Genomic DNA, 25,528 nt, shown 5'->3' with positions numbered 1-25,528 from the left:
GGAAGGCTTCCGGGAAAGCGGCGCAGTACGCGCTCCACGACTGCGCCGTATGACTGCGCGGCTACAACTGCTCGTCGACTGGCAGCAACAAGAATAGACCCGTGAGCGCATTGCGGTAAAAGCCCGCGCCGGGATCGAGGTTGTAGCGGCGGATCTGGCCGTTTTCTTCGTCGGTCCAGACGAGCTTCGATTGCGGCGTCGCCGAGTAGCGCAGCGTGGAGAGCTCGGCCGGTGTCGCGAGCGTCACGCTATAGCTGACGCCGGGCGACGTCGCCTGGTCGAACAGTCTGGCGACTTGCTGCGCGATCGGCGGACTGTGGATCACGAGCGCGAGCTCCGTGTTCAGATGCGCGGACCGCGGATCGAGATTCATCGATCCGATCACGAGCGTCGTGCGGTCGATCACGTACGTCTTCGCATGCAGGCTTGCCTTCGATTGCGAGCCGAACAGGCCCGCCGTCGGCGGTTCGGTGCCCTGGGTCGGCTTGAACTCGTACAACTGCACGCCGCGTTCCAGTAGCGGCACGCGATACGGGCTGTAGCCCGCCTGCACGGCGACCGCATCCGTCGCGGCGAGCGAATTGGTCAGCACCTTGACGCTCACGCCGCGCTGCACCAGCGCGCCGAGCGCGTCGACGCCCGCCTGGTGCGGCACGAAGTACGGCGACGTGATGAGAAATTCCCGTTGCGCGTCGTGCATCAGTTCGATGAGCCGCTGCATCGGCGGGCTCTTGTACTGATCGGCGGGCAGTTTCATTTTCTCGGGCGAATCGGCCTTGAACTCGGCGGGCGCCCACACCAGCTGCAATTCGTTGCTCGCGATCTGCGCGGCCAGCGGCGTCGCGTTCAATGGCTTCGCGTTGTATGGTTCCGCGTTCTTGCGCCAGTGCGCGCGCAACTCGTCGCGCATCTCGTCGAGATCGTGCGGATCGAATTTCTGCTTGTTCAGCGCGCGCAGCGGATACGCGTTGCTGTCGTTCCAGTACGCGTCGAAGCTCGCGGAGATGTCGGCTGTGATCGGGCCGGCCGCGAGCACGTCGATATCGCGGAACTGCAGTGTCGGGCTCGCGCTGAAGTATTCGTCGCCGAGATTGCGGCCGCCGACGATCGCGAGCTGGTTGTCGGTGATCATCGCCTTGTTGTGCATGCGCCGCGTGAATGCGCCGACCTGCGTGAAGAAGTTGCGGCTGCGCTGATAGAAGCTGGTCTCCGAGCTGCCGAACGGGTTGAAGACGCGGATCTCGATCTTGTCGTGCGAGTTCAGCGCGGCCATCACGCGGTCGATGTCCTTGAAGTTCAGGTCGTCGACCAGCATGCGCACGCGCACGCCGTGATCGGCCGCGTAGAGCGCGGCGCCGAGCAGCAGCTTGCCCGTCGTGTCTTCTTCGGCGATGTAGTACTGCATGTCGAGCGTCTTCGTCGCCGAGCGCGCGAGCGCGATGCGCATCTGCAGCGCCTCGGCGCCGTCGGCCAGCACGCGGAAACCGGATTGGCCCGGATGCGTCCGCTCGGACGGTGCGAGCGCGGCGGCGAGGGGCGTGGCATCGGTAGCGGGCAGCGCGTGCGTGACCGGGCGGTCGAACGCGGTGGCGGGCGGGCGCGTCGCGCAGGCCGTCAGCAGGAGCGCCGACACGAAGAGCGCGAACGCGCGGGAGAGCAGCGGGCCGGGCGAGTTGCGCGAGATGGCAATGCTGCGTTGCTGATGTCGGTGCCGCCGTGCGGCGGCGTCGTTCGAATTATGAGCCGACACGCTGGTTCCTCCACTTGAGCGGCATCGATGAGTGTCGTGGCATCGCCTGTATAGCGACCCGAACGATTCTACGAGGAAACGCTAAAGCGGGTCGGATACCGACACAACGGGCTACGCAACGAGCGTGCCCGTTTTGTACGACGCTGGGGGTGGAAGGCTTTAATCGAGCGTGGTGGGTTTGATGCGCCGCGCGCCAGAGCGAAGCGCGCGGCATGAGGCGGTAACGGGGGTGTCAGACGCTTTCGCGCGCCAGCGCGTCGGCTTCCTGTTGTGCCGTCGAGCCCTTCGCCGGCCGGCCCGCCCAGTAGCCTGCCAGCATCGAGCCCGACAGGTTGTGCCAGACGGAGAATAGTGCGCCCGGCAGCGCGGCGATCGGCGTGAAGTAGAGCTTGCCGAGCGTCGCGGCGAGGCCGGAGTTCTGCATGCCGACTTCGATGGCGAGGGTGCGGCAGACGGCTTCGTCGAAGCCGAGCAGTCGACCGCCCCAGTAGCCGCCGAGCAGGCCGATGCCGTTGTGCAGCACCACGCCCAGTGCGACCACGAGGCCGACGGACGCGATGCTCTTCTGTGTGCCGCCGACCACGGCCGCGATGATCAGGAGGATGGACACCATCGACACGAGCGGCAGCACGGGTTCGATCTTGCGCACGAGCTTGCCGAACAGATGATTGACGACGAGGCCGACGACGATGGGCAGCGCGACGATCTGGAGGATGCTCATGAGCATGCCGTGGACGTCGACGGCGATCGACGCATCGACGTAGAGGCGAGTGAGCAGCGGCGTCGCGAACACGCCGACGAGCGTCGACAGTGCGCTGATCGTGACGGACAGTGCCACGTCGCCGCGCGCCAGATAGATCATCACGTTCGATGCCGTGCCGCTCGCGACGCTGCCCACGAGGACCATGCCTGCCGTGAGATCGGGCGGCATGTGGAGTGCTTTCGCGATGACCCAGGCGGCGAGCGGCATCACGAGGTAATGCAGGACGATGCCAGCGACGACGGGGGCGGGGCGCGTGAAGACGCGGCGGAAGTCATCGATGGAGAGCGTGACGCCCATCGACAGCATGATGATCGTCAGCAGCGTCGTTACGTGGGGGGCGATGCCCGTTACGGAGGACGGCGAGAAGTAGGCGGCCAGCGAGGCCAGCACGGCCCACAGGGGGAAAAGACGGGTGATGCGGGCGAGCATGTGGGGCGATCCTTTGTGGTTGTGGTGTTTGTTTGGCTGAGGCCGGGATGCTGTTATGCCGTTATGCCGTTATGCGGCGGCGAAGCGCGCGGTGTGTGAACTGCCGAGGCGGTTTGGCGTGCCCTTTTGGGGCACTCGTCACGCGAGGGGGCGGCTTGGGTCGCCGCCAGGACTGCCATTTTACTGGTTCTGTTCCTTGGCTCTGCCGGTTTGGTTTTGGGTTTTGGGATTCGCCTTCGCCTTCGCCTTCGCCTTCGCCTTCGCCTTCGCTGGCATCCGCGTTGTGCTTCTGGTTTGCTCGCGTTGCCCCTGTGCGGGGCGGCACTTACTTTCTTTGCCGCCGCAAAGAAAGTAAGCAAAGAAAGCGGGCTCACACCGCCAGTCCTTGTTTTTGCCTGCGGGCCCCCGACGGTTCTTACGCTTCACGCGGCAACCCACTTGTTTGCGCCCGTTGCCAGCGGGCTACCTGCACGCATCACCCGCTTCACACTCCCGCGTCACGGACTGCATTAGCAGGAGGTCCACTGCCGCCCAGGTGGCAAACGGTGTGTAGGCCGTCGCGATGGAAGTGCACCACTCCGGACTGAAAAGCGGGATCGGTGTCGTAGGATCGCGAACGCGTACGGTGCGACTGCCTACACACCGTTTGCCACCTGGGCGGCGCTGACAAGTCGCTGCCGCGGGCTGCCTGCGGGTGATTGGAGTGGGTGATGCGCTTGTTCAGGGCGCTGGCAACGAGCGCAAAACAAAGTGTTGCCGTATGGAGTGCGGGACCCGTTGGGGGCCCGCAGGCAACAACAAGGACTGGCGGTGTGAGCCCGCTTTCTTTGCTTACTTTCTTTGCGGCGGCAAAGAAAGTAAGTGCCGCCCCGCACAGGGGCAACGCCAGCAAACCAGAGACACAACGCGGATGCCAGCGAAAAAAAACGGTCAGCGCCGCGCAGGCGCTTCAACCTTCAATGCCGCGCACGCGCCTATAGCTCATCTTATGAAAGCGCAGCGTCATCAAAACGGCCACACTGGCGAGTCCAGCAGCAAGCCCCCACCACAAACCTCGGGCGCCGAGCCCGAAGTGAAATGCGAGGGTATAGCCGGTCGGAAACCCGATCCCCCAATACCCGAACGCGGCAGCGATCATCGGAACCCGTGTGTCCTTGAGACCACGCAAACACCCTGAGCCAACAGTCTGCATCCCGTCGACGATCTGAAAAATGGCCGCCACGCCCAGCAGCGAACTGGCCAGCGCGACAGTCGGCGCATTGGCAGGATCGTCGAGATGCAGATACAGCCCGACGATATAACGCGGCGCCGTGATCAGCAGCAGGCCTGAAAGGCTCATGAACCCGACGCCCAGCCCGAGCGCGACGAAGCCCGCATGGCGCGCCGCGAGCGGTTGCCCCGCGCCCGACCAGAAGCCGACGCGCACGTTCGCCGCCTGGCCGATCGCGAGCGGCACCATGAACGCCACCGACGCGACGTTCAGTGCGATCTGATGCGCAGCCAACTGCGATTCGCCGAGCAGGCCGACCATCAAACCCGTCGCGAGAAACAGCGTCGATTCGACGCCATACGTGATCGCCACCGGCCAGCCAATGCCGAACAGTTCGCCCATCAGCGGCACGTTCGGGCGCGTGGCCGTCACGAAATGCCTGAAGCGCGGACGCAGATGCAGCAGCCCCATCAGCGTGAGCGCCGTGAGCCAGACGGTGAAGGTCGTCGCACCCGCCGAGCCGAGGAAGCCGAGACGCGGCAAGCCGTACGCGCCGTGTATCAGCCCGTAGTTCAGGAACGCATTGACGAACACGCCGCCGATCGACACCCACAGCAGACGTCGCGCCGCGCCGATCGCAGGCAGGAACGAGCGCATCAGGCCGATACCGATGAGGCTGCCCGGCGCCCCCCAACGCAGCACGGCGCAATACTCGCCGACATTGTGCGCAAGCAGCGCCGGCTCGCCGAACGCCGTCATGATGGGCGCCGCGAACGACAGCAGCACGAAGGCGGGCACCGCGAGCAGCAGCGACAGCAGGAAGCCCGTCCAGTAGATGTGCGGTACGCGCTCCTCGGCCTGCGCGCCGCGCGCATGCGACACGCTCACGCTCACGGACGTCAGCACGCCTTGCAGCAGCGTCACCACGACGAAAAACAGGTTCGCGCCGAGGCCACCCGCCGCGAGCGCGTCGGGGCCGAGCGAGCCGAGCAGCACCGTGTCCGTGACGCTCATGGCCATCTGCGAGAGTTGCGCGATGGCGAGCGGCGCGGCGAGACGCGCCGTGTCGGCGGCATGGCGCGAAAGCGTGGGCGGCCCGCTGATTGCGCGGGACATTCCGGTTGGATTCATATTCGAAGCGCGGATGCGCGATAGGCGACACGCGCGGTCAGCAGCCCGCGCTGTTTGTTTTTCTGTCCAGACGGACAGCTTATTGCGGGAACGCGGCGCTGTCGATCAACAGGCACACTTTTGGTGCGGGTTTTCGCGCCGGCAACCTGCGGCCGATGCAGGCCGCATGTCCAGCACGCGGCGATGACCCTTGAACAGCAGGACCGGGCGTTCAGCCCTCGTGAACGGCGATCCGCGTGTCGCCGAGCAGCACGACCTGGCCCGCGCGGATTTTGCAGGTCTTGCGCGTTTCGACCTGGCCGTCGACGGTCACGGCGCCTGACGCGACGATCACCTTCGCCGAGCCGCCGCTGTCCGCGAGGCCGGTGATCTTCAGCAGATTGTGGAGTTCGACGTAGTCGCCGGTGAGGGTGAAATCGAGGTTGGGCATGGCAGTTGCAATCGACGGTGGTCGGCGGAATCGTTGGAAAAACGACTCGCATGATAAGCCATCGCATGCCGGACGACGCTTCGCACGCGATGAGCGTGGCCGTGGATCGGGCACTTGCAAGCAGATGTTATTCAGTTGTCAGGAAATGAAACGGTGAGTAACAGTCCGCTTTTGCGAAGAACTCCACTCCCAAAGCCCCGGTCTGTGGAATAGCCTGCTGCATTTTTGCGACAGGCGCATAGCGCGGGCATGGCGCCAGGTTTGGTCGGCGCCACCCAACAAACTGCCCGCGCGCCGACATCGACAAACTTCAGAGAGGATTGCCATGAACCAGCTCCGTACGCTCCTGATCGGTACCGCCCTGACGACCGCGATTGCTTCGACGGCCGCATTCGCACAGACGGCGACCCAGCCTTCGGCGGATCCGTCCGCACAAGCGCAGGTCCAGACGCAGGCACCCGCCGCGCAAGGCGTCCAGATGCCGGCGCCCGCGCCGCAGAACCTGACGGCGCCGGGTTCGACTGATCCGCTCGTCCAGAAGCGCAACGCGGACGCTCAGGCGAACGCCGAATACAGCGCGCAGAAGAAGATGTCGAAGGAACAGATGAAGGCGCAGCAGAAGGCCGCGAAGGACTCGTACAAGGACCAGGTCCGCAACGCGAAGCTGAACAAAAAGGCGGACAAGGCCGCCGCGTCGAACGAACTGAAGGCCGATATGCAGGGCCAGCCGACGGGCGCGGCCGCATCGGGCGAAGCGCATAACTGACGCGGCCGGGGTTTCGCTTCAACGTTTGAACAAGGGAGGACACGATGAAAAATAACAGCAAGGCAATGAGCGCGCTGTGTGCGGCGCTGATCGCGGGCAGCATGACGACGCTCGCGGTCGCTCAGACGACGCATGATCCCGCGACCGAGCCGATGACCCATGCCGACAGCAAGGCCGCCAAGGCACAGGCGAAGGCCGACAAGAAGGCGGACATCGCGCAGGCGAAGGCCGATAAGAAGAAGGCCGACGCACAGGCGGACGCCGACAAGGCGAACGCCGACGCCAAGGTGAAGGACGCGAAATCGCAGTAGGCGTTCTTCGCATCGCCCGCCGGACGGTTTGACGTCGTCCGGCACATGAGCCCGGCGCACGCCGGGCTTTTCTTTGGCGCGCCTATCACGAACGAGCACGCGGCACAGCAAAAATGGGGCGCTTGTCGACGCGGGTTGTATGGATATACAGTATGCGTCGCCTTCACTCTCCAACCCGCCGATCGTGCTTTCCGTCGCCGATTCCCTGTCTTCATCGCCGCCCGCTGCGTCGTCTGCCGCACCGGATGCGAGCGCGTCGGCGGCTGCTGCCGACTGGCTCGCAAAGCTCAACGAAGCCCAGCGCGAAGCCGTGGAATACGGCGCGGACGATGGCGCGCATCCGTCCGGCGCACTGCTCGTCATTGCGGGCGCGGGCTCCGGCAAGACCAACACGCTCGCACACCGGGTCGCGAATCTCGTCGTCAAGGGCGTCGATCCGCGCCGCATTCTGCTACTGACGTTCTCGCGCCGCGCGGCGCTGGAAATGACCCGGCGCGTCACGCGCATCGCGGGCGCGGCGTTGGGCACGCGTGCGGCGCTCGCGCAGGGCCTCACATGGTCCGGCACGTTCCACAGCGTCGGCGCGCGCCTGCTGCGCGAGTACGCGGATCTGATCGGACTGTCGCCGACCTTCACGATCAACGACCGCGAAGATTCCGCCGACCTGATGAATCTCGTGCGCCACGAACTCGGCTTCTCGGCGAAGGAAAAACGCTTTCCGTCGAAGTCGGCGTGCTTCGCGATCTACTCACGGGTCGTGAATACGGGCGCGTCGCTGGCGGACGTGCTCAACAGCGCGTTTCCGTGGTGCCGCGAATGGGAAGCCGATCTGCGTGTGCTTTTCGCGGCCTACGTCGACGCGAAACAGAAGCAGAGCGTGCTCGACTACGACGACCTGCTGCTCTACTGGTCGCACATGGCCGCGGAACCGGCGATTGCCGCCGACCTGTCCGGGCGCTTCGATCACGTGCTCGTCGACGAATATCAGGACACCAACCGTCTGCAGGCGTCGATCCTGCTCGCCTTGAAGCCGGATGGGCGCGGCCTGACCGTGGTCGGCGACGACGCGCAATCCATCTATTCGTTTCGCGGCGCGACCGTACGCAACATTCTCGACTTCCCGGCGCATTTCGATCCACCCGCGAAGCAGGTCACGCTGGAGCGCAACTACCGTTCGACGCAGCCGATTCTCGAAGCTTCGAACGCCGTAATTAGCCTCGCGTCCGAGCGATACACGAAGAATTTGTGGACCGGCAAGGCGTCGGCGCAACGTCCGCACCTCGTCACCGTCGCCGACGACGCGGATCAGGCGCGCTACATCGTCGAACAGGTGCTTGCGGCGCGGGAAGCCGGGATGAAGCTGAAGTCGCAGGCCGTGCTGTTTCGCGCGGCGCACCATAGCGCGGCGCTCGAAATCGAGCTGACGCGACGAAACATTCCGTTCGTGAAGTTCGGCGGCCTGAAGTTTCTCGATTCCGTCCACGTGAAGGATGTGTTGTCCGTGCTGCGCTGGGCGGAGAATCCGCGCGACCGCGTGGCAGGCTTTCGAGTCGTGCAACTGCTGCCTGGCGTCGGGCCCGCGACGGCTGCGCGTGTGCTCGACGATATCGCCGCGCGAGCCGACGCGCTCGGCTCAGGCGGCGGGCTGCCGGCCGCCCATGGCGTGTCCAGCTGCGCGGCGGGCGCGCTTGCCGCGTTCGCGCCGCCGGCGCGCACGCTCGAAGACTGGCATCCGTTCGTGGCGATGATGGCGTCCGTCTGTGGGCGGCAGACGCCTTGGCCCGCCGAGTTCGAGATGGTGCGCCGCTGGTACGAGCCGCATCTGGAGCGCAACCACGAGGACGCGTCGATTCGCCAGGCCGATCTCGTGCAGATGGAGAGCATCGCGGGCACTTACGCGTCGCGGGAGCGCTTCCTGACGGAGCTGACGCTCGATCCGCCCGACGCCACCAGCGACGAATCCGGCGTCCCGCTGATCGACGAGGACTATCTGATCCTGTCCACCATCCATTCGGCGAAGGGGCAGGAGTGGCGCAATGTGTTCGTGCTCAACGGCGTCGACGGCTGCATTCCGTCCGATCTCGGCACGGGCAGCGAGGAGGAAATCGACGAGGAGCGGCGCCTGTTGTACGTGGCGATGACACGCGCGAAAGAAGACCTGCACATCGTGATGCCGCAGCGCTTCTACGTGCACAACCAGACGCATCTCGGCGACCGTCACGTGTGGGCGTCGCGCACGCGCTTCATCCCGCCGCATCTGCTGCCGCTGTTCGATTCGCATGCGTGGCCGCCCGTGCCTGTCGTGTCCGCCCCGACTGCGGTTGGGCTGGCCGCCGCAGCGCAGGCCAAAATAGAAATCGCGGCAAAGCTCAGAAAGATGTGGGACTGAGCTTGCCGCGACCGGGAAGGCGTCCAGTGCGGACGCCGTCTGTCTTGATTTCTTGAGATAAAGCTAGCGCGATTGGCGCTGCTGTTGCTGCTGGGGCCGCGGCGGCGGCATGAAGAAGTTGCGCAGCCACGCGGCGAGCCGCGTGAACACGTCATACGGCTCTTCGACGAAAATCTCCGGCTTGAGCAGCCGCAGGTACTCCATGATCTGTTGCGCTTCCTGCTTCTGAAACGAGCCATGCGAAATACCCAGGCGCAACAGCCCGCGCAGTTCGCCGAGCTTTTCGCGCGCCGCGCTGCCCACGCTGGTTTCGCATGCGACTTTCGCCTCGTACACCCGCTGACGCAGCGATTCGGCCAGACGCCAGGCGGGCGTCTGCATCACTTCCTCGAGCGCCTGAATGTCCTGCGCCGCCGACTTGATCTGCGCGGCGAGCGGGTCCACCAGCGAAGGCGCGCCTTCCGCTTCCTTGACGATCGCGGCGGCCCACTCGCGGCTTTGCTTGGCGAGTTCTTCGGGCGTCCATTCCGAACGCGACGCAAACCCGAAGCCGAACTCGTTCGCCTGCTTCATCAGAATCGCGACGACGTCCGGAAACTCCTTGTCCAGCGTGCGCTTCGCCCATGCGTACTGGCCGCCCTGCAGCATCCGCTGCACGGCGTTCTCGGTCAGCGGCACCATGTTGTCGAGAAGTTTTGCCCGCAGGAAATCCTCGAACGATGGTGTCGCGAACTGCGGGTCCAGCTTTAGCGAGACCCGCACGAACGCGTCGAAATCCTTTCGTAAGGATGCGAGCGTTTCGTCCTTGATGTTAAGGGTAATCTGACCCATGTCTTATCCCGTTTCGTCGACCGCGCGACCACCGTCGAGGCGCTGGCCTCGTGCCGTGCGCCCCTGTGCGCTGACGGCACCGATATCCGGCGCGGTTCTGTCCGGCTTGCCTGCATCCCGTCGATGGACGGTGCCTGGTTCACGGACCACGAGTGTTTATCGGCGGATTGAAAGGGAACTTGAGGGCAGCGCGCCGTGCCGGGCGGACGGCGCGCGCAAACGTTACGGCAGGGTCACTTCAGCACGACGCCTTGCCAGACGAAGAAGACGGCGAGGCCTACCGCGATGGTCAGAAGCGGTCGGCGCGTGAGCGCGCTGACGGCGATGGCGGCGAGTGCGCCGACGAGCTGCGGATTGCGCCACGTGATTTCCGCCTCCGTGCCGTGCGGCGACACGGCCATCGGCACGATGATCGCCGTCAGGACGGTGACGGGCACGAAGCCGAGCGCGGTACGCACGAGCGGCGGAAACACGACGCGATCGCCGAGCACGAATACGGCGGTGCGGATCAGCCACGTGATGAGGGCCATGCCGAGAATCAGCAGAACGTAGTTCATCGCGATGCCTCCGCCGTTTGGGTGCGCTGGAACGCGGGCATGGACAGCAGGACACCGACCGCGACCCCGACGAACACAGCGCCCAGCAAGCCGAGCTTGTACGGCCAGTCTTGCCAGAAGAACGACAGTGCGCCCGCCGTGGTGGCGGCCGCCAGATAGCGTACCGCGACGAGCTGCGGCACCACGATCGCGATGAAGGTCACGACCATCGCGAAGTCGAGCCCGAGCGACTGCAGTCCCGGGAAGGCAGCGCCGAACAGCAGGCCGACGAGCGTCCAGATCTGCCAGTTGAGGTACATCGCGAGGCCCGAGCCGAGGAAGTAGTACGGCCCGACCGAGCCCGGCGGCTTCAGCCGGTAGTGCGCCCATGCGACTGCGAACACTTCGTCCGTCAGCAGGCCGCCGAGCGCCCAGCGCCAGCGCGACGGCAGGTGCGACACATACGGCGCGAGCGTCGCGCTGTAGAGGACGTGGCGGGCGTTGACGACGAGCGTCGTCGCCCAGATCACGGCGTAGCTCGCGTGGCCCGCGATCAGGCCGAGCGCGATGAACTGGGCGGAGCCGGCGAACACGACCAGCGACATCAGCTGGCCGTGCCACAGATGCAGCGGACCGGACGCGACGAGCGTGCCGTAGATCACGCCGAACGGCAGCGAACCGATGATCATCGGGAGCGTGTCGCGCGCGCCCGCCGTGAGTTCCTTGAAACGGTGAGTGGGTTGTGCAGGGTGGGTCAATCTTTTCTCCTCGATGGGGCGAAGCATAGCCGGGCGAGGGGAGGAGCGGCTTGTACGTTCTTGCGCCTTGAGCAGGATTGTTGCGGCTTTGCGGCGGATGGCCGTGCCCGCGCAGGTCGATGTCGCGCGCTCGCGAGCGCCTACGACGACTGCCAGCGCCCCGGCGGCACGCCGAACATGCGCCGGAAATGCCGGGTGAAGTGGCTTTGATCGGTGAAGCCGTTCGCCGCCGCGACGTCCGCCACCGACGCGCCTGCGCGCAACGGCCCGAGCGAGCGCTGCAGCCGCACCTGGTTGCGCCACGCGTGCGGCGGCAGGCCCGTCACCTTGGCGAAAAGGCGCGCGGCGTGAAACTGCGACAGACCCACCGAATCGGCGAGGTCGGCGAGCTTGAGCGGCGCGGAAAGATCACCAGCCAGTTGCTCCTTCATCGTGACGACGCGCGCGTCGTCGAGGGCGAGTGGCGGCGTAGCGGGGCGCGTGCGGCCGTAGCGAACCAGCAACGTCGACAGCGCATCGAGCATCGCCGTTTCCGCGGCGAGCGGATCGCCGTTCGCCTCGAGCAAACGGTGCGCATGCGACAACCGTACAGCGAGATCGGGGTCGCGGATCACGTCGGCATCGAACCACGGCAGCGGCTGCGCGCAGCCCGCGATGTCTTCCGCGAGCGCGTGAAGGAAGTCGACGGGCGCATACATCACGCGATACCGCCAGCCTTCGTCCATCGCGCGCGAACCGGTGTGCAACTCGCCCGGATTGATGATGGGCACGCTGCCCGCTTCGGCAACGTGACGCGAGCCCTGATACCGATACGCTTCCGCGCCCGCCTCGATGACGGGAATCGTGTACGCGTCGTGCCAGTGCGGGGTGAACTCGTGATCGTGATATTCGGCCGTGAGCAGATCCGCGCCGGGCAGAAGCGGCGTGCGCCAGTAACGGGCGTTATCGCGGAAGCGGGTCGAAGCCATGATGATCGGAGTGCTGCGGAGCCTGTCAGTTTACCGCGCAATCAACGGACGGGAATCGTCGTGCCGGCGGGCATCGGCACGGCGGTGACGCTGTTCTTCGCGCTGCCCGTCGCGACGCGGTCGCTGTAGGTGAGATAGACGAGCGTGTTGCGTTTCGTATCGACGACGCGCACGACGTGCAGCGTCTTGAAGATGAACGACATCCGTTCGGTGAACACGTCGGCCTGCTGACGCAGCGGCTCGGGGATCTTGACGGGCCCGACCTGACGGCATGCGATCGACGCTTCCGTCGGGTCTTCGGCGATTCCGAGCGTCCCCTTGATGCCGCCCGTGCGCGCTCGCGACACGTAGCAGGTGACGCCCTGTACGGCGGGATCGTCGTATGCCTCGACGACGACGCGGTCCGAGCCGGTGATGTGGAAGTTCGTGTTGACGCTGGCGACCTCTTCGGCCTGTGCGAGCGGTGCGCAGACGGACGCGGCGGCGAAGACGGTGGCGGCGAGGACGCGCGCACAGGGCAGGGCGATTTTCATCAGGTGACCGGAAGATTGAGCGAGTGGGCGTGCAGCAGGCTGGCTGCCGATGAGAACGCAATCGTAACCTGGTTGCCCGGCCTTGCCTTTGACGTGAAGGGTCTCGCGAAGTCGCGGCTGAAAGCGGCGATGAAAACCGGGCGCGAGAAAGAAGGTCGCAGAAAAGAAAAAGGCCCGCACGTATGCGGGCCTTCGAATTTTGGCTCCCCGACCTGGGCTCGAACCAGGGACCTACGGATTAACAGTCCGGCGCTCTACCGACTGAGCTATCGGGGAACAGCAGTACAACGTGTCGCTACATAAAAAAGCCCGTTGTGGTTAACGGGCCTTTGCAATTTTTGGCTCCCCGACCTGGGCTCGAACCAGGGACCTACGGATTAACAGTCCGGCGCTCTACCGACTGAGCTATCGGGGAACAACAACAGCAGAGAAGCGAAATTGTAGGAGGTGTAGAAGAACCTGTCAATACCCCCGGTTCATCTCAATTTAATTCAACTGATTCGAGCCGGAGGCAGGTTACTTCGATCAACGCTCGAGCAGTGCGAGCTTTTCCTTCACATCCTTGAATTCGTCGGCTTCGGGCAGCGGCGACTTGGTCTTCGTGATGCTCGGCCATGCCTTTGCCAGCTCGGCATTGAGTTCCGTGAAGTGCTGCTGGTCGCCAGGCACGTCTTCTTCAGCGTAAATGGCGTTTACCGGGCATTCCGCAACGCACACGGCGCAGTCGATGCATTCGTCCGGGTCGATCGCGAGGAAGTTGGGACCTTCGCGAAAGCAGTCCACCGGGCACACATCGACGCAGTCGGTATAGCGGCACTTGATGCAGCTTTCGGTCACAACGTGAGTCATTCAGGCAACTCCTGCAAACGATATCTTTTGGGTAGTGGGGAGATGGCTAGACGCCAAAAGCGGTATTGTAACGTAACGTCAAGTAGTGCATACGCGATCGTCCCAAGCCGTTTATATCGTTTGGTGATTAGTTTATGGCGGGCGGTTCGCGCCATGGGCTCACACGGGCCGACACTGCGCCTGCCGCATTGGAACGACCGCCGGCGCGCATTCGGGTAACATGCGACAGCATCTTCGCGAGACGTCTTCCGATTCTCATGCAGTCCCGGTTTGCAAGATCATGATCATTACATCGCTGTTCGATACCGACCTGTACAAGTTCACGATGATGCAGGTCGTGCTGCATCATTTCCCGGCCGCCAACGTCGAATACAAGTTCCGCTGCCGCACGCCGAACGTCAACCTCGTGCCGTACATCGACGAAATACGCGGCGAAGTGCGCAAGCTCTGCAAGCTGCGCTTCAGCGAGGGCGAACTCGACTATCTGCGCCGGATGCGCTTCATCAAGAACGACTTCATCGATTTCCTCGCGCTCTTCCATCTGAACGAGAAGTACATTTCGATCACGCCGTCGGCGAAAGGCAACGGCGAGATCGAGATCGATATCAAGGGGCCGTGGCTGCACACGATCCTCTTCGAAATTCCCGTGCTCGCGATCGTCAACGAAGTCTATTTCCGCAATACGCAGCAGCAGCCGGACTACAGCGAAGGGCGTGAACGCCTGCGCGACAAGATCCAGTTGCTGGGCGCGCGCCCCGAGTTCGCCGAATGCAAGATCGCCGATTACGGCACGCGCCGCCGCTTCTCGGGCCGCTGGCACGAAGAGGTGATCCTCACGCTCAAGGAAGGCCTGCGCGAGCAGTTCGCGGGCACCAGCAACGTGTTCTACGCGATGAAGCACGGCCTCACGCCGCTCGGCACGATGGCGCACGAGTACCTGCAGGCCTGCCAGGCGCTGGGCCCGCGCCTGCGCGACTCGCAGATCTTCGGCTTCGAGATGTGGGCGAAGGAATATCGCGGCGACCTGGGCATTGCGTTGTCGGACGTGTATGGCATGAAGGCGTTCCTGCGCGATTTCGACATGTACTTCTGCAAGCTCTTCGACGGCGCGCGTCATGATTCGGGCGATCCGTTCGACTGGGGCGAGCGTCTTCTCGCGCACTACGAGGCGAACCGCTGCGATCCGCGCACGAAGGTGCTCGTGTTCTCCGACGCACTCGACATTCCGAAAGTGCTGCAGCTGTACGAGCGCTTCCGCGGCCGCTGCAAGCTGGCATTCGGCGTGGGCACGAACCTGACCAACGATCTCGGCTACAACCCGTTGCAGATCGTGATCAAGATGGTCAAGTGCAACGGCCAGCCCGTCGCGAAGTTGTCGGACTCGCCGGGCAAGAACATGTGCGAAGACAAGGCGTACCTCGCCTATCTGCGCCAGGTGTTCGGCATCGACCATCCTGTGGAAGAAGACGCCGGCAAGTAACACGCGGCATCGCTTTCGCAGGCGTCGCAGAGCATGTGAAGCTCATTGTCGCTGTTTTGCGCGGGCACTCCCATAGACCATCCGGCCTGGGCTATACGCCTCTCGGCCAGGTGTTCGCGCAACGAGCGGCCGGTATAATTCGCGGGTCAATGCGCAGTCGGAACGCGCATTTCGCATCGTCCACACGTCACCGGCACGAGGATATGGCAATGGATACATCGACGGCCCGCCGCAACATCCTGGCGCGCATCCGCGCGGCGCAAGGGCGTGAACCCGAGCCGGCCGCATCGGAGCGCGACGCGGCGCAAGCGTATCTTGCCAGCCATCCGCAAGGTCCGCGTCCACCGATGCCGGACGACCTCACCACCCATTTCATCGAGCAGGCGAAGAAGATGGCGACCACGGTCGATACCGTCGAATCGCTGGCCGACGTGCCCGCCGCCGCGCATCGCTATCTCTCGGAACTGAACCTGCCGACCCAGGCCATCGCGTGGCAGACGCTCGAAGCATTGCCTTGGGGCGGATCGGGCATCGACGTCGAGTTTCGCAAGCCGCGCGACGAAGATCGCGTCGGCATCACGGGCTGCTTCTGCGCGACGGCTGAAACAGGCACGCTGGTGCTGCTGTCCGGGCCGCAGACGTACGCGTCGGCGGGCTTGCTGCCCGAGACGCACATCGCGGTCGTGCCGGCCTCGCGCATCGTCGCCGGTCATGAGGATGCGTTCAATCTGATCCGCAGCGAACGCGGCGAGCTGCCGCGCGCCGTCAACTTCGTTTCCGGCCCGTCGCGTACGGGCGACATCGAACAGACCATCGTGCTCGGCGCGCACGGTCCTTATCGCGTGCATGCGATCGTCGTGCGTGGCGCGTAAGGTCGTGCCGTTGCAGGGCAGCTTGTCGCGGTTGCCTGGCGCGTCGACGCAGCGGGTCGTGTGTTCGTCGATGGGCGCTCTCGCGCTATGGCTTGCGTTGACGTGCTGGCCGGTTGCGGCCTCGGCGGCGAGTCTCGACGGCGCATCGCTGTCGGCGTGGTGGGGCGTACCGTTCGCGGGCATCCTGTTGTCGATCGCTGTCTTTCCTCTCGTCGCGCCCAAGGTCTGGCATCACCATTTCGGCAAGATTTCTGCCGCGTGGGCCGTTCTGTTTCTCGTCCCCTTTGCGTTCGCTTTCGGGGCTTCGACGGCGTTGGGCACGCTCATTCATGCACTGCTCGAAGAGTACCTGCCGTTCATCGTGTTGTTGACGACGCTCTATACCGTCGCGGGCGGCATCTGCGTGACGGGCAATCTGCATGGTTCGCCGCGGCTGAACACGGCGCTGCTTGCGCTCGGCACGGTGCTCGCGAGCATCATGGGCACGACGGGCGCCGCGATGCTGCTGATCCGGCCGCTCTTGCGCGCCAACGACAATCGCCGGCACGCCGTGCATGTCGTCGTGTTCTTCATCTTTCTGGTCGCGAATGCGGGCGGTTCGCTGTCGCCGCTGGGCGATCCGCCGTTGTTCCTCGGCTTTCTGAACGGCGTCGGCTTCTTCTGGACGACGGTGCATCTCGCGCTGCCCATGCTGTTCGTCTGCGGCGTTCTGCTCGCCGTGTTCTACGCACTCGATTCGTACTATTTCCGGCATCGCGAGGAAGTGCTTCCCGTCGATCCGTCGCCCGATACGCGAATGGTAGGCGCCATCGGCAAGATCAATTTCGTGCTGCTCGCGCTGGTGATCGCGCTCGTGCTGATGAGCGGCATCTGGAAACCCGGCATCACGTTCGATGTAGCGGGCACGCACGTCGAGTTGCAGAATATCGTGCGAGACGCGGCGCTGATCGCGCTGACGCTGCTGTCGCTGGCTGTCACACCGCGAGCCGCGCGCGAGGGCAACGCTTTCAACTGGGCGCCCATCGAAGAAGTCGCGAAACTCTTTGCGGGTATCTTCGTGACGATCGCGCCCGTCATCATGATGTTGCGAGCGGGCGAGGCGGGTGCGTTCAGCGCTGTCGTGCACCTCGTCAACGACACGGCCGGCCAGCCGCGCGATGATATGTACTTCTGGGCGACGGGCCTGTTGTCGTCGTTCCTCGATAATGCACCCACGTATCTCGTGTTCTTCAACCTCGCCGGCGGCGACGCGCAGACGTTGATGAGCACGGGCGCGTCGACGCTCGCGGCCATTTCGGCGGGCGCCGTGTTTATGGGCGCGAACAGCTACATCGGCAACGCGCCGAACTTCATGGTGAAAGCGATCGCCGAATCGCGTGGCGTACAGATGCCCGGTTTTTTCGGCTATCTCGCGTGGGCGGGCATCGTGCTGATACCGTTGTTCATCGCGACGTCGTGGATTTTCTTCTAATGCTGCATGCGCGCCGAAGGGCGTGCGCTGCGGACTGATACCCGGAGAACAGCAATGCAAAAGATTCTGGTCGCGCGTCCCATCTTTCCGGATGTGATCGAGCGCCTCAAGCAGCATTTCGACGTCGAATGGAATGGCGGCGACGTGCTGCCCGCCGACGAACTCAAGCGCCGGCTCGCCGACAAGGACGGCGCACTGACGGCGGGCGACGTGATCGACGCATCCGTGCTCGCGGTCGCGCCGCGCCTGCGGGTGGTGTCGAACATGGCCGTCGGCTACAACAACTTCGATATGGCCGCGTTCAATGCATCGAACGTGCTCGGCACGAATACGCCCGACGTGCTCAACGAATCGACGGCGGACTTCGGCTGGGCGCTGATGATGGCAGCCGCGCGCCGCATCGCCGAATCGGAACACTGGCTGCGTGCGGGCAAATGGGACAAGTGGTCGTATGACGGCTTTCTCGGCTCGGACTTGTACGGCTCGACGCTCGGCGTGATCGGCATGGGCCGCATCGGCCAGGCGCTGGCGCGTCGTGCGCGCGGCTTCAACATGAATGTGATCTATCACAACCGTTCGCGCGTCGCGCCCGACATCGAAGCGGAGCTGAACGCGACGTATGTATCGAAGGAAGACCTGCTGCGCCGCGCCGATCACGTCGTGCTGGTGCTGCCGTACACGGCGGAAAGCCATCACACGATCGGCGCAGCCGAACTCGCGCAGATGAAGCCGACCGCGACGCTCACGAATATCGCGCGCGGCGGCATCGTCGACGACGCGGCGCTTGCCGTTGCACTGCGCGAGAAGCGCATCGCGGCAGCGGGCCTCGACGTGTTCGAGGGCGAGCCGAAGTTGAATCCGGCATTGCTGAGCGTGCCGAACGTCGTGCTGACGCCGCACATCGCGAGCGCGACGGAAGCGACGCGCCGTGCGATGGCGAATCTCGCCGCCGACAATCTGATCGCCGCGCTGGGCGAAGGGCCGCGGGCAGGGCGTCCGCCGAATCCGATCAACCCGGATGTGATCGGGAAGGCGCGTTCATGACGATGGTTTTGATCGCGGCCATTGCCGTACTGGCCGTCGCGCTCGTCATTGCACTCGCGTTATTGCTACGTGGCGCCAATGCCGGGCAGCAGCATGTCTACATCGATGAACTGGGCGAGCGGCTGGACGCCGCCGCGCTTGCCCAGACGCGCGAGTACCAGCGGCTCGAACGCGAGTTGCGCGGCGCCATTTCCGAAACGGCGCGTGTGTCGCGCACTGAACTGAGCGGTGGCTTTTCGCAGTTCCAGCAGACGCTCGCGTCGCAGTTCACGAGTATGACGACGGTGCAGGCGGGCAAGATCGACGGTTTCGCGCAGCAGCTCGTCAAGCTCACGGAGACCAACGCGCAGCAACTGGAGGCCGTGCGCTACAGCTTCCAGCAGCAGGCACAGCAGGCGCGCGACGAGCAGAGCGTGACGCTCACGCGCTTCGGCGAAACCTTGCAGCATCAGCTGGCGCAGGTGACGGAGGCCAACGACCGGCGCTTCGCGGAAGTGCGGGCAACCATCGAGCAGCGCCTGAAAGACATCGAGGCGAACAATGCGACGAAGCTCGACGAGATGCGCCGCACCGTCGACGAGAAGCTGCACGCGACGCTCGAACAGCGCCTCGGCGAATCGTTCAAGCTCGTGTCCGATCGTCTCGAACAGGTGCATCGCGGCCTGGGCGAAATGCAGACGCTGGCTGCGGGCGTCGGCGATTTGAAGAAGGTGCTGACGAACGTCAAGACGCGAGGCACGTGGGGCGAAGTGCAGCTCGAAGCGTTGCTCGAACAGATACTGACGTCCGATCAATACGCGAAAAACGTTGCGACGATTCCGAAGAGCAACGATCGCGTCGAGTTCGCGATCAAGCTGCCCGGCCGTCAGCCGACTCCCGATGCAGCGGCTACGCCGGTCTGGTTGCCTATCGATGCAAAGTTTCCGCGTGAGGACTATGAACGTCTGATCGAAGCGCAGGAGCGTGCCGATCCCGTTGCAGTCGAAGAGGCGTCGCGCGCGCTCGAAGGGCGAATTCGCGCGGAAGCCAGGACGATTGCGGACAAGTACGTGTCGCCACCGCACACCACCGATTTCGCGCTGCTGTTCCTGCCGACGGAAGGGCTGTATGCCGAGATCTTGCGTCGGCCGGGGCTCACGGATCTTTTGCAGCGCGACTATCGCGTGACGATCGCGGGTCCGACGACATTGACGGCACTGCTCAACAGTCTGCAGATGGGTTTCCGTACGCTCGCCATCGAGCAACGTTCGAGCGAAGTGTGGCAGGTGCTGGGCGCCGTGAAGACGGAGTTCGGCAAGTTCGGCGATGTGCTCGCGAAAACCAAGTCGCAACTCGAAACGGTCACGCGTTCGATCGAAGCCGCGGAAGTGCGGACGCGCCAGATGAACCGCAAGCTGCGCGATGTCGAGGCGTTGCCGGAAGAACGGGCGGCGGGATTGCTCGGGGACTCGCTATCGGGCGTCGATCCCGACGAGTCCTGAATCCGGATGTGAAAAAGGCGCATAACCGTTACGGTCATGCGCCTTTTCTCCCGGCCGAAGCCAGATGATCAGGTCGCCGCGCTGGCTGCGAGTTGATCCAGCGAGTCGCCCGTGATGCGCACGATGCGCCAGTCGGGCAGTACCGTTGCGCCCATCTTCTGATAGAAATCGATCGCGGGCTGGTTCCAGTCCAGTACCGACCATTCGAAGCGACCGCATTGACGTTCGACGGCGAGTGCCGCCAGGTAGCGCAGCATCTTCGAGCCGAGCCCCGTGCCGCGCTCGGTGGGGCGCACGTACAGGTCTTCGAGATACAGGCCGCGGCGGCCGAGGAAGGTCGAGTAGTTATGGAAGAAGAGCGCGTAACCGATCATCTTTCCATCGCGCTCGGCCACGATCGCTTCCGCCGACGGCCGCGCGCCGAACAGCGCGTCACCCAGGTCCGCCTCCGTCGCGACGAACAGATGCGTCAGCTTTTCGAATTCGGCCAGCTCGTACATCAGCGCGAGCATCGCGCCGACGTCGTCCTTCGTGGCCGCGCGGATCGTCGCCGACATTACGCTTCCTCCGGCACGTCACTCAGCTGGATTTCGATGCCGCCGAAGCGCGACGCGACCCAGTTGTACGCGTGGCACGCGATCCACAGCAGGATGAAGCCGAGAATCGCGTTGAGCAGCAGCGCGCTGAACACGGTGCTCAGTTCCACCGAGCCATAACGGATGAACGCGACCAGCACGCCGAGCAGCACGATCGGCACGCTGAATGTCAGATACACGAGGATCAGTGCCTTTGCCGTTTGCCCCGGTGCAATGAACGAGATCTGTTTTTTCATGTAAGTCAAACCCGTATGTCGTAGTGGAATGCGTGATGCGTGAAAAGCTGGGGTCTCGCGCGCTCAGATCAGGCCGTCGAACAGCATGATATCGACGGGGTCGCCCGGATCGAGGTCGGCCTGTTCGTGGGCGAGCACGATAAAGCAGTTTGCTTCGCTCATCGAACTGAGCACGCCCGAGCCCTGCGAGCCCGTCGGCGTAACGTGCCATTCGCCTTGCGCGTCGCGCTGCGCGACGCCGCGCTGGAATTCTGTGCGGCCCGGCCGCTTGCGGATCGGCTCGATGCACGCGGCGCGGATCAGCGGCAGCGGGTGCGTGGTCGCGCCCGACATCCGCAGCAGCACTTCGCGCACGATCTGGTAGAACGCCGCCATTACTGCTACGGGGTTGCCCGGCAGACCGAAGAAGATGGCCGGTTCGCCCGCGCCCGGTTTGCCGCCTGACCAGATGCGCCCGAACGCCAGCGGCCGGCCGGGGCGCATCGCGAGACTCCAGTGAGCGACATCGCCGAGCAGACGCAGCATCTGCTTCGTCAGATCGGCTTCTCCGACAGAAACGCCGCCGGAGGTTATCACGACATCCGCACTGGCGGCAGCCGTTCGCAACGCTTCTTCGAGCGCGGCGGGTTCGTCGCGGACCACGCCGAGATCGATCGGATCGACGTCGAGGCGTTTGAGCATCGCGAAGAGCGTGTAACGGTTGCTGTCGTAGACGCAGCCGGGATCGAGCGGCTCGCCGATCGAGCGCAGTTCGTCGCCTGTCGAAAAGAAGGCGACGCGCAGCCGGCGCCGTACCGATATCTCGCCGATGCCGAGCGACGCGAGCAGTCCGAGGTCCGACGCGCGCACGATGCGGCCCGCCTTCAGCGCGACGGCGCCGCTCGCGAGGTCTTCGCCCGCGAGGCGCCGGTTGGCGCCCGTACGCAAGGGCGGGGCCTGGAAGCGGACCGTGTCGCCATCACGTGCAACGGCTTCTTGTGGCACCACGGTGTCGCAGCCAGCAGGCATCGTCGCGCCCGTCATTACGCGCACGCATTGCGTGACGTCGATGCGGCCTTCGAACGGATGCCCCGCGAACGCCTTGCCCGCCACGCCCAGCGCGATTTCGCCCGTCTGACCTTCGAGCGCCGCGCCGGAAAACGCGTAGCCGTCCATCGCGGAGTTGTCGTGCGCGGGCACGTCGATGGGCGACACGATGTCCTGCGCGAGCACGCGGTTCAGCGCATCACGCAGATGCACGCGCTCGACCGTCGTCACGGGCGACGCCCACTCGCGGACGATCGCCTGGACGGCGGATACCGGCATGGCTTGGGCGTCGTACTGTGCGACGCAACTCGAGGTTTCGTTCAGCGTGGTCATGAAAGGGGAGCGTCGCGACGGGATGCGGTGCGGCGGCGGCCGGGCGATCGCGGCAAATGGCGGCTGCTGATGCCGGCCTCGATTAACTCCGTTCGAAGTCGGCAAGTTCCTGCAGTGAATTGATATTGTAAAACGTGCGCTCGTCCGGAAAGGCGACTTCGACGGCCCTGTGGCGTGCGTACCACGTGCGAACCTTACGCTCGCCCGCCTGCAGAAAGCCTTCGAGGTCGTCGGCCAGCGATGTGCGCACCAGTGCGAAAACGGGGTGGATCGAGGTATTGCCGTCGGCGTCCGCCGTCGTGACGGTCGCGATATTCGCCTTGTGTTCGTCTAGTGCAGCCGCGAGGCGATCGGCGAGATCGGCAGGCAGGCCGGGCGTGTCGCAAGGCGCCGACAGCACGAACGGCGTGCGCGCCGCGCGCAGCCCTGCGAGCAGACCGGCGAGCGGCCCGGGGAAATCGGGGAGCGTATCGGTGATCACGGTCGCGTGAAAGGGCGCGCCGAGTTCGGCGTAGCGATCCCGGTGCCGGTTTGCGCTGATCAACAGCGTGACGGCCTGCGGTGCCAGGCGGCGCATCACATGCAGCGCGAGCGGTTCGCCGTGCAGCGTCTGCAGGCCTTTGTCGGCGCCGCCCATGCGCATGCCGCGCCCGCCCGCGAGGAGCAGACCCGTGATGTCGTTGCGTGTCACTGTCATGCGATGACGACGGACTCAGCCGCCGATGTACGACATCTCGACGCGCCGCACTTCCGACGTCGTCCTGGCCGCAGCGTTCGCGCTGCCGCGCAGCTGCGAGTAACGGTCGCCGCGTGCGTGCCACATGTTGGCGATGGCGGTGGCGATGCCTGCGTCGCTTGTCCCGTTGCGTACGAGTGCGCGTAGGTCGTGACCCGACGACGCGAACAGGCACAGATAGACCTTGCCTTCCGTCGACAGCCGCGCACGCGTGCAGTCGCCACAGAATGCGCGCGTCACGCTGGAGATCACGCCGACCTCGCCGCCGCCGTCCGCGTAACCCCAGCGCTGCGCAGTTTCGGCGGCGCTGTGCGCTTCGAGCGGCAGCAGCGGGAAGTGCTCGCTGATACGCGCAATCACGTCCGCTGACGGCAGCACTTCCGTCATGTTCCAGCCATTCGACGTGCCGACGTCCATATATTCGATGAAGCGCAGGACCACGCCCGAGCCTTTGAAGTGCCGCGCCATCGGCACGATTTCGCCGTCGTTCGTGCCGCGCTTGACGACCATGTTGACCTTCAGCGGCGCAAGCCCGATCGATTGCGCGACTTCGATGCCTTCGAGCACGTCGCGCACCGCGAAATCGGCGTCGTTCATGCGGCGGAATAACGCATCGTCGAGCGCGTCGAGGCTGACGGTGACGCGGTTCAGGCCGGCGTCTTTCAGGCTGCGCGCCTTGCGCGCGAGCAGCGAGCCGTTGGTCGTGAGCGTCAGATCGAGCGGCTTGCCGGCGGCCGTCGTCATCCGCGCGAGGCGTTCGATCAGGAATTCGAGGTTCTTGCGCAGCAGCGGCTCGCCGCCCGTCAGGCGGATCTTCTCGACGCCATGCGCGACGAATAGGGACGCGATGCGCTCGATTTCCTCGAAGGTCAGCAGCGCGCTGTGCGGCAGGAACGGATAGTCCTTGTCGAACACGGCGCGCGGCATGCAGTAGACACACCGGAAGTTGCAGCGGTCCGTGACCGAAATACGCAGGTCGCGCAGCGGGCGCGACAGCGTATCGGTCAATTCGCCGCGCGGGGTCCGGGCGGGACCGGCGACGTCGGGAATGGCGCTGACGTCGGCAACAGGAATGATGCGTCGGGACATGGTCAAATATTTCGAATATCAGACTTCATTCTAGCGGAAGCCCCTTTTCGTCACAGTAGGGCGAACGCGCGGTATATCAGGCGCATATCAACGTTTACGGCAACAAAAAGCCCGCCTTGGAGGCGGGCTTTTCGGGGTGCCTGAGCGTTAAGGCTCAGATCGAGTTAGCGATTGCTTACTCATGCTTCGCCGTTTCGACCTGCTGCATCGGCGTCGCGTCGACGGGCGGAAGCGCCTTGCGCTCGCGCGCAACGCGCGCGGGCTTCACCGCCTGGGCCGCAGCTTCCTGGGCGGCGCGCAGCTTGTCGGAGTCGGTGTTGACCCAGACGAGGCCGGCGCCTTCCAGCATCGACTTGAGTGCGTCCGCCGATTGACCCGCTGCCGCGCCGTTCGTGCGAACGGGTTGCGGTTCGGCCGATGCGGCGACGGGTGCAGCTTGCGTGGCAGCCGGTTCCTGGACAGGTTCCGCGACGGGTTGCGCTTGCGCGACTTCCGTAGCGGGTGCCGCGACAGGCTCGACGACCGGCTCGGCAACCGGCGCGACGGTCGGTTCCATTGCGACGGGCGCTTCTGCTGCCGGTTGTGCGGCTTCCACAGGTGCTGCTGCCGGTGCAGCCGCAACAGGTTCGACCACCGGCTCGGCAGCGACAGCCGCAGCCGCGAAGGTTTCAACCTGTGCGAGCGTCTCCGTGGGCACTTCCGTCTTTGCGACAGGAACGACAGGCGCGACCGGTTCGACGGGCTGCGTCTCGACTGCAGCCGCCGGCTCGGCCGGAGCGGCTTCGACTTGCGTCGCAACGGGCGCTTCGTCTGCCGGCACGACGGCTTCCGCCTTCTCTGCCTTTTCGACGGCGAGCGCCGGCGTTTCAGCCGATGCATGCAGTTCGCTGACCACGGCTGCGCTCGTCGCGACGGCTGCCACGACGACTTCGACCGGCTTCACTTCCTGCGCGGGCTGCTGCACGGCTTCCACCGCTTGCGGTTGCGCTTCGTGACGGCCCGTGTGTTCCGGTGCACGCACGGGTGCTTCCGTCGACGCGGCCGCAGCCGTTTCGCCTTCTGCTTCCGCGACATCGGCTGCCGTATTCACATTCACGCCTTCTTCTTCGCGCTCGCGACGGCCGCCACGGCGACCGCGACGGCGACGGCGACGCTCTTCGCCATCGCGCGCTTCGTCGCCGGGGACAGCGCCGCCCGCGAGATTCGCTTGCGCCTGAGCGGCGACATCGGCCTCTGCTTCGTTCTGGTTCAGTGCTTCAGCTGCTTCCGTCTGTTGCTTGCGACGTTCGCCACGTTCGGCGCGCTCGCCACGTTCACGGCGCTCGCCGCGTTCCTGACGCTCGCCGCGGGCTTCGGCGGCTTCCGCACGTTCGGCTCGTTCCTGACCGCGTTCGACGCGTTCCGGACGTGCCTCGCGTGCTTCACGCGGTTCACGTGCCTCACGGCCTTCGCGCGCCTCACGGCCGCCGCGCGGCTCGCGTGCCTCGCGCGGTTCGCGTTCCTAGATCAG

The 25,528-nt window shown here is 64.8% G+C and carries 23 protein-coding genes, 2 tRNA genes and 1 pseudogene; 8 read left to right on the top strand and 18 right to left on the bottom strand.

What is annotated here, in order from left to right; genetic code table 11:
- Window positions 1–61: 61 nt before the first annotated feature.
- The 4 genes from G3N95_RS31560 to G3N95_RS31545 all read right to left on the bottom strand — a co-directional run bounded on the left by G3N95_RS31560 (window position 62) and on the right by G3N95_RS31545 (window position 5,713).
- On the bottom strand, window positions 62–1,750 hold the full coding sequence (locus G3N95_RS31560) for a phospholipase D family protein (protein WP_205974009.1): 1,689 nt from the start codon (window positions 1,748–1,750) through the stop codon (window positions 62–64).
- A gap of 232 nt (window positions 1,751–1,982) precedes the next feature.
- Window positions 1,983–2,942: a bile acid:sodium symporter family protein gene (locus tag G3N95_RS31555; RefSeq protein ID WP_205974008.1), complete on the bottom strand. Its 960-nt coding sequence runs from the start codon at window positions 2,940–2,942 to the stop codon at window positions 1,983–1,985.
- A gap of 949 nt (window positions 2,943–3,891) precedes the next feature.
- Window positions 3,892–5,283, bottom strand: coding sequence for an MATE family efflux transporter (locus G3N95_RS31550; RefSeq protein ID WP_205974007.1), 1,392 nt, complete (start codon window positions 5,281–5,283; stop codon window positions 3,892–3,894).
- A gap of 211 nt (window positions 5,284–5,494) precedes the next feature.
- Window positions 5,495–5,713, bottom strand: coding sequence for an RNA-binding S4 domain-containing protein (locus tag G3N95_RS31545; protein ID WP_012400207.1), 219 nt, complete (start codon window positions 5,711–5,713; stop codon window positions 5,495–5,497).
- A 325-nt stretch (window positions 5,714–6,038) separates the two neighbouring features.
- On the opposite strand from G3N95_RS31545, the gene G3N95_RS31540 reads away from it, so the two are divergent.
- From G3N95_RS31540 to G3N95_RS31530, 3 genes are all read left to right on the top strand, one after another.
- Window positions 6,039–6,479 carry a hypothetical protein gene (locus G3N95_RS31540; protein WP_205974006.1) on the top strand — a complete coding sequence of 147 codons (441 nt, stop codon included), beginning with the start codon at window positions 6,039–6,041 and terminating at the stop codon, window positions 6,477–6,479.
- Window positions 6,480–6,523: 44 nt separating this feature from the next.
- Complete coding sequence (locus G3N95_RS31535; RefSeq protein ID WP_205974005.1) at window positions 6,524–6,790, top strand: hypothetical protein; 267 nt, start codon at window positions 6,524–6,526, stop codon at window positions 6,788–6,790.
- Window positions 6,791–6,929: 139 nt separating this feature from the next.
- Window positions 6,930–9,179, top strand: coding sequence for an ATP-dependent helicase (locus tag G3N95_RS31530; RefSeq protein WP_205974004.1), 2,250 nt, complete (start codon window positions 6,930–6,932; stop codon window positions 9,177–9,179).
- A gap of 63 nt (window positions 9,180–9,242) precedes the next feature.
- On the opposite strand, the gene G3N95_RS31525 is transcribed toward G3N95_RS31530, so the two are convergent.
- The 8 genes from G3N95_RS31525 to fdxA form a co-directional block, all read right to left on the bottom strand.
- Window positions 9,243–10,010 carry a DUF4088 family protein gene (locus G3N95_RS31525; protein ID WP_205974003.1) on the bottom strand — a complete coding sequence of 256 codons (768 nt, stop codon included), beginning with the start codon at window positions 10,008–10,010 and terminating at the stop codon, window positions 9,243–9,245.
- Between the two features lie 233 nt (window positions 10,011–10,243).
- The gene (locus G3N95_RS31520) at window positions 10,244–10,567 is read right to left on the bottom strand and encodes an AzlD domain-containing protein (RefSeq protein WP_205974002.1); all 324 of its coding nucleotides are present in this window, start codon (window positions 10,565–10,567) and stop codon (window positions 10,244–10,246) included.
- Window positions 10,564–11,235: an AzlC family ABC transporter permease gene (locus tag G3N95_RS31515; protein WP_241019063.1), complete on the bottom strand. Its 672-nt coding sequence runs from the start codon at window positions 11,233–11,235 to the stop codon at window positions 10,564–10,566. Before G3N95_RS31515 ends, G3N95_RS31520 begins: the two co-directional genes overlap by 4 nt.
- A gap of 209 nt (window positions 11,236–11,444) precedes the next feature.
- Entirely contained in the window at window positions 11,445–12,275 is an 831-nt protein-coding gene (locus G3N95_RS31510; protein WP_205974061.1) for an AraC family transcriptional regulator, read from the bottom strand.
- Window positions 12,276–12,313: 38 nt separating this feature from the next.
- Window positions 12,314–12,805 (bottom strand): CreA family protein, encoded by a 492-nt coding sequence (locus G3N95_RS31505; RefSeq protein ID WP_205974000.1) that lies wholly within the window; start codon window positions 12,803–12,805, stop codon window positions 12,314–12,316.
- A gap of 200 nt (window positions 12,806–13,005) precedes the next feature.
- Window positions 13,006–13,081: transfer RNA gene (locus tag G3N95_RS31500), tRNA-Asn, on the bottom strand.
- Between the two features lie 63 nt (window positions 13,082–13,144).
- Window positions 13,145–13,220: transfer RNA gene (locus tag G3N95_RS31495), tRNA-Asn, on the bottom strand.
- A gap of 110 nt (window positions 13,221–13,330) precedes the next feature.
- A complete protein-coding gene (gene fdxA / locus G3N95_RS31490; RefSeq protein WP_028367660.1) occupies window positions 13,331–13,654 on the bottom strand; it encodes a ferredoxin FdxA in 324 nt (107 codons plus the stop codon).
- Window positions 13,655–13,934: 280 nt separating this feature from the next.
- Between fdxA and pncB the strand changes: the two genes are divergently transcribed.
- From pncB to rmuC, 5 genes are all read left to right on the top strand, one after another.
- A complete protein-coding gene (gene pncB / locus G3N95_RS31485; RefSeq protein ID WP_205973999.1) occupies window positions 13,935–15,134 on the top strand; it encodes a nicotinate phosphoribosyltransferase in 1,200 nt (399 codons plus the stop codon).
- A gap of 209 nt (window positions 15,135–15,343) precedes the next feature.
- A complete protein-coding gene (locus G3N95_RS31480; protein ID WP_205973998.1) occupies window positions 15,344–16,006 on the top strand; it encodes a lactate utilization protein C in 663 nt (220 codons plus the stop codon).
- 70 nt (window positions 16,007–16,076) lie between these two features.
- The gene (locus tag G3N95_RS31475; RefSeq protein ID WP_205974060.1) at window positions 16,077–17,477 is read left to right on the top strand and encodes a sodium:proton antiporter; all 1,401 of its coding nucleotides are present in this window, start codon (window positions 16,077–16,079) and stop codon (window positions 17,475–17,477) included.
- Between the two features lie 54 nt (window positions 17,478–17,531).
- Entirely contained in the window at window positions 17,532–18,521 is a 990-nt protein-coding gene (locus G3N95_RS31470; RefSeq protein WP_205973997.1) for a D-glycerate dehydrogenase, read from the top strand.
- On the top strand, window positions 18,518–20,002 hold the full coding sequence (gene rmuC / locus G3N95_RS31465; RefSeq protein ID WP_205973996.1) for a DNA recombination protein RmuC: 1,485 nt from the start codon (window positions 18,518–18,520) through the stop codon (window positions 20,000–20,002). Before G3N95_RS31470 ends, rmuC begins: the two co-directional genes overlap by 4 nt.
- 68 nt (window positions 20,003–20,070) lie before the next feature.
- Here rmuC and G3N95_RS31460 read toward each other — a convergent pair whose 3' ends face one another.
- The 6 genes and pseudogenes from G3N95_RS31460 to G3N95_RS31435 form a co-directional block, all read right to left on the bottom strand.
- Window positions 20,071–20,559, bottom strand: coding sequence for a GNAT family N-acetyltransferase (locus G3N95_RS31460; RefSeq protein WP_205973995.1), 489 nt, complete (start codon window positions 20,557–20,559; stop codon window positions 20,071–20,073).
- The gene (locus tag G3N95_RS31455; protein ID WP_007741774.1) at window positions 20,559–20,834 is read right to left on the bottom strand and encodes a hypothetical protein; all 276 of its coding nucleotides are present in this window, start codon (window positions 20,832–20,834) and stop codon (window positions 20,559–20,561) included. The genes G3N95_RS31460 and G3N95_RS31455 overlap by 1 nt, the downstream gene beginning before the upstream one ends.
- 63 nt (window positions 20,835–20,897) lie before the next feature.
- Complete coding sequence (glp, locus tag G3N95_RS31450) at window positions 20,898–22,193, bottom strand: gephyrin-like molybdotransferase Glp (protein WP_205973994.1); 1,296 nt, start codon at window positions 22,191–22,193, stop codon at window positions 20,898–20,900.
- 82 nt (window positions 22,194–22,275) lie between these two features.
- Window positions 22,276–22,890, bottom strand: coding sequence for a molybdenum cofactor guanylyltransferase MobA (mobA, locus tag G3N95_RS31445; protein WP_205973993.1), 615 nt, complete (start codon window positions 22,888–22,890; stop codon window positions 22,276–22,278).
- Window positions 22,891–22,905: 15 nt separating this feature from the next.
- Window positions 22,906–24,018 (bottom strand): GTP 3',8-cyclase MoaA, encoded by a 1,113-nt coding sequence (gene moaA, locus G3N95_RS31440; protein WP_205973992.1) that lies wholly within the window; start codon window positions 24,016–24,018, stop codon window positions 22,906–22,908.
- Between the two features lie 175 nt (window positions 24,019–24,193).
- Window positions 24,194–25,519: pseudogene (locus tag G3N95_RS31435) on the bottom strand (ribonuclease E/G); the annotation flags it as partial.
- Between the last annotated feature and the right edge of the window lie 9 nt (window positions 25,520–25,528).

This window comes from Paraburkholderia sp. Tr-20389, from assembly GCF_017104565.1.
Classification (GTDB): Bacteria; Pseudomonadota; Gammaproteobacteria; order Burkholderiales; family Burkholderiaceae; genus Paraburkholderia.
Note: the sequence above shows the minus strand (reverse complement) of the source record. Positions and strands in the feature narration are given on the sequence as shown.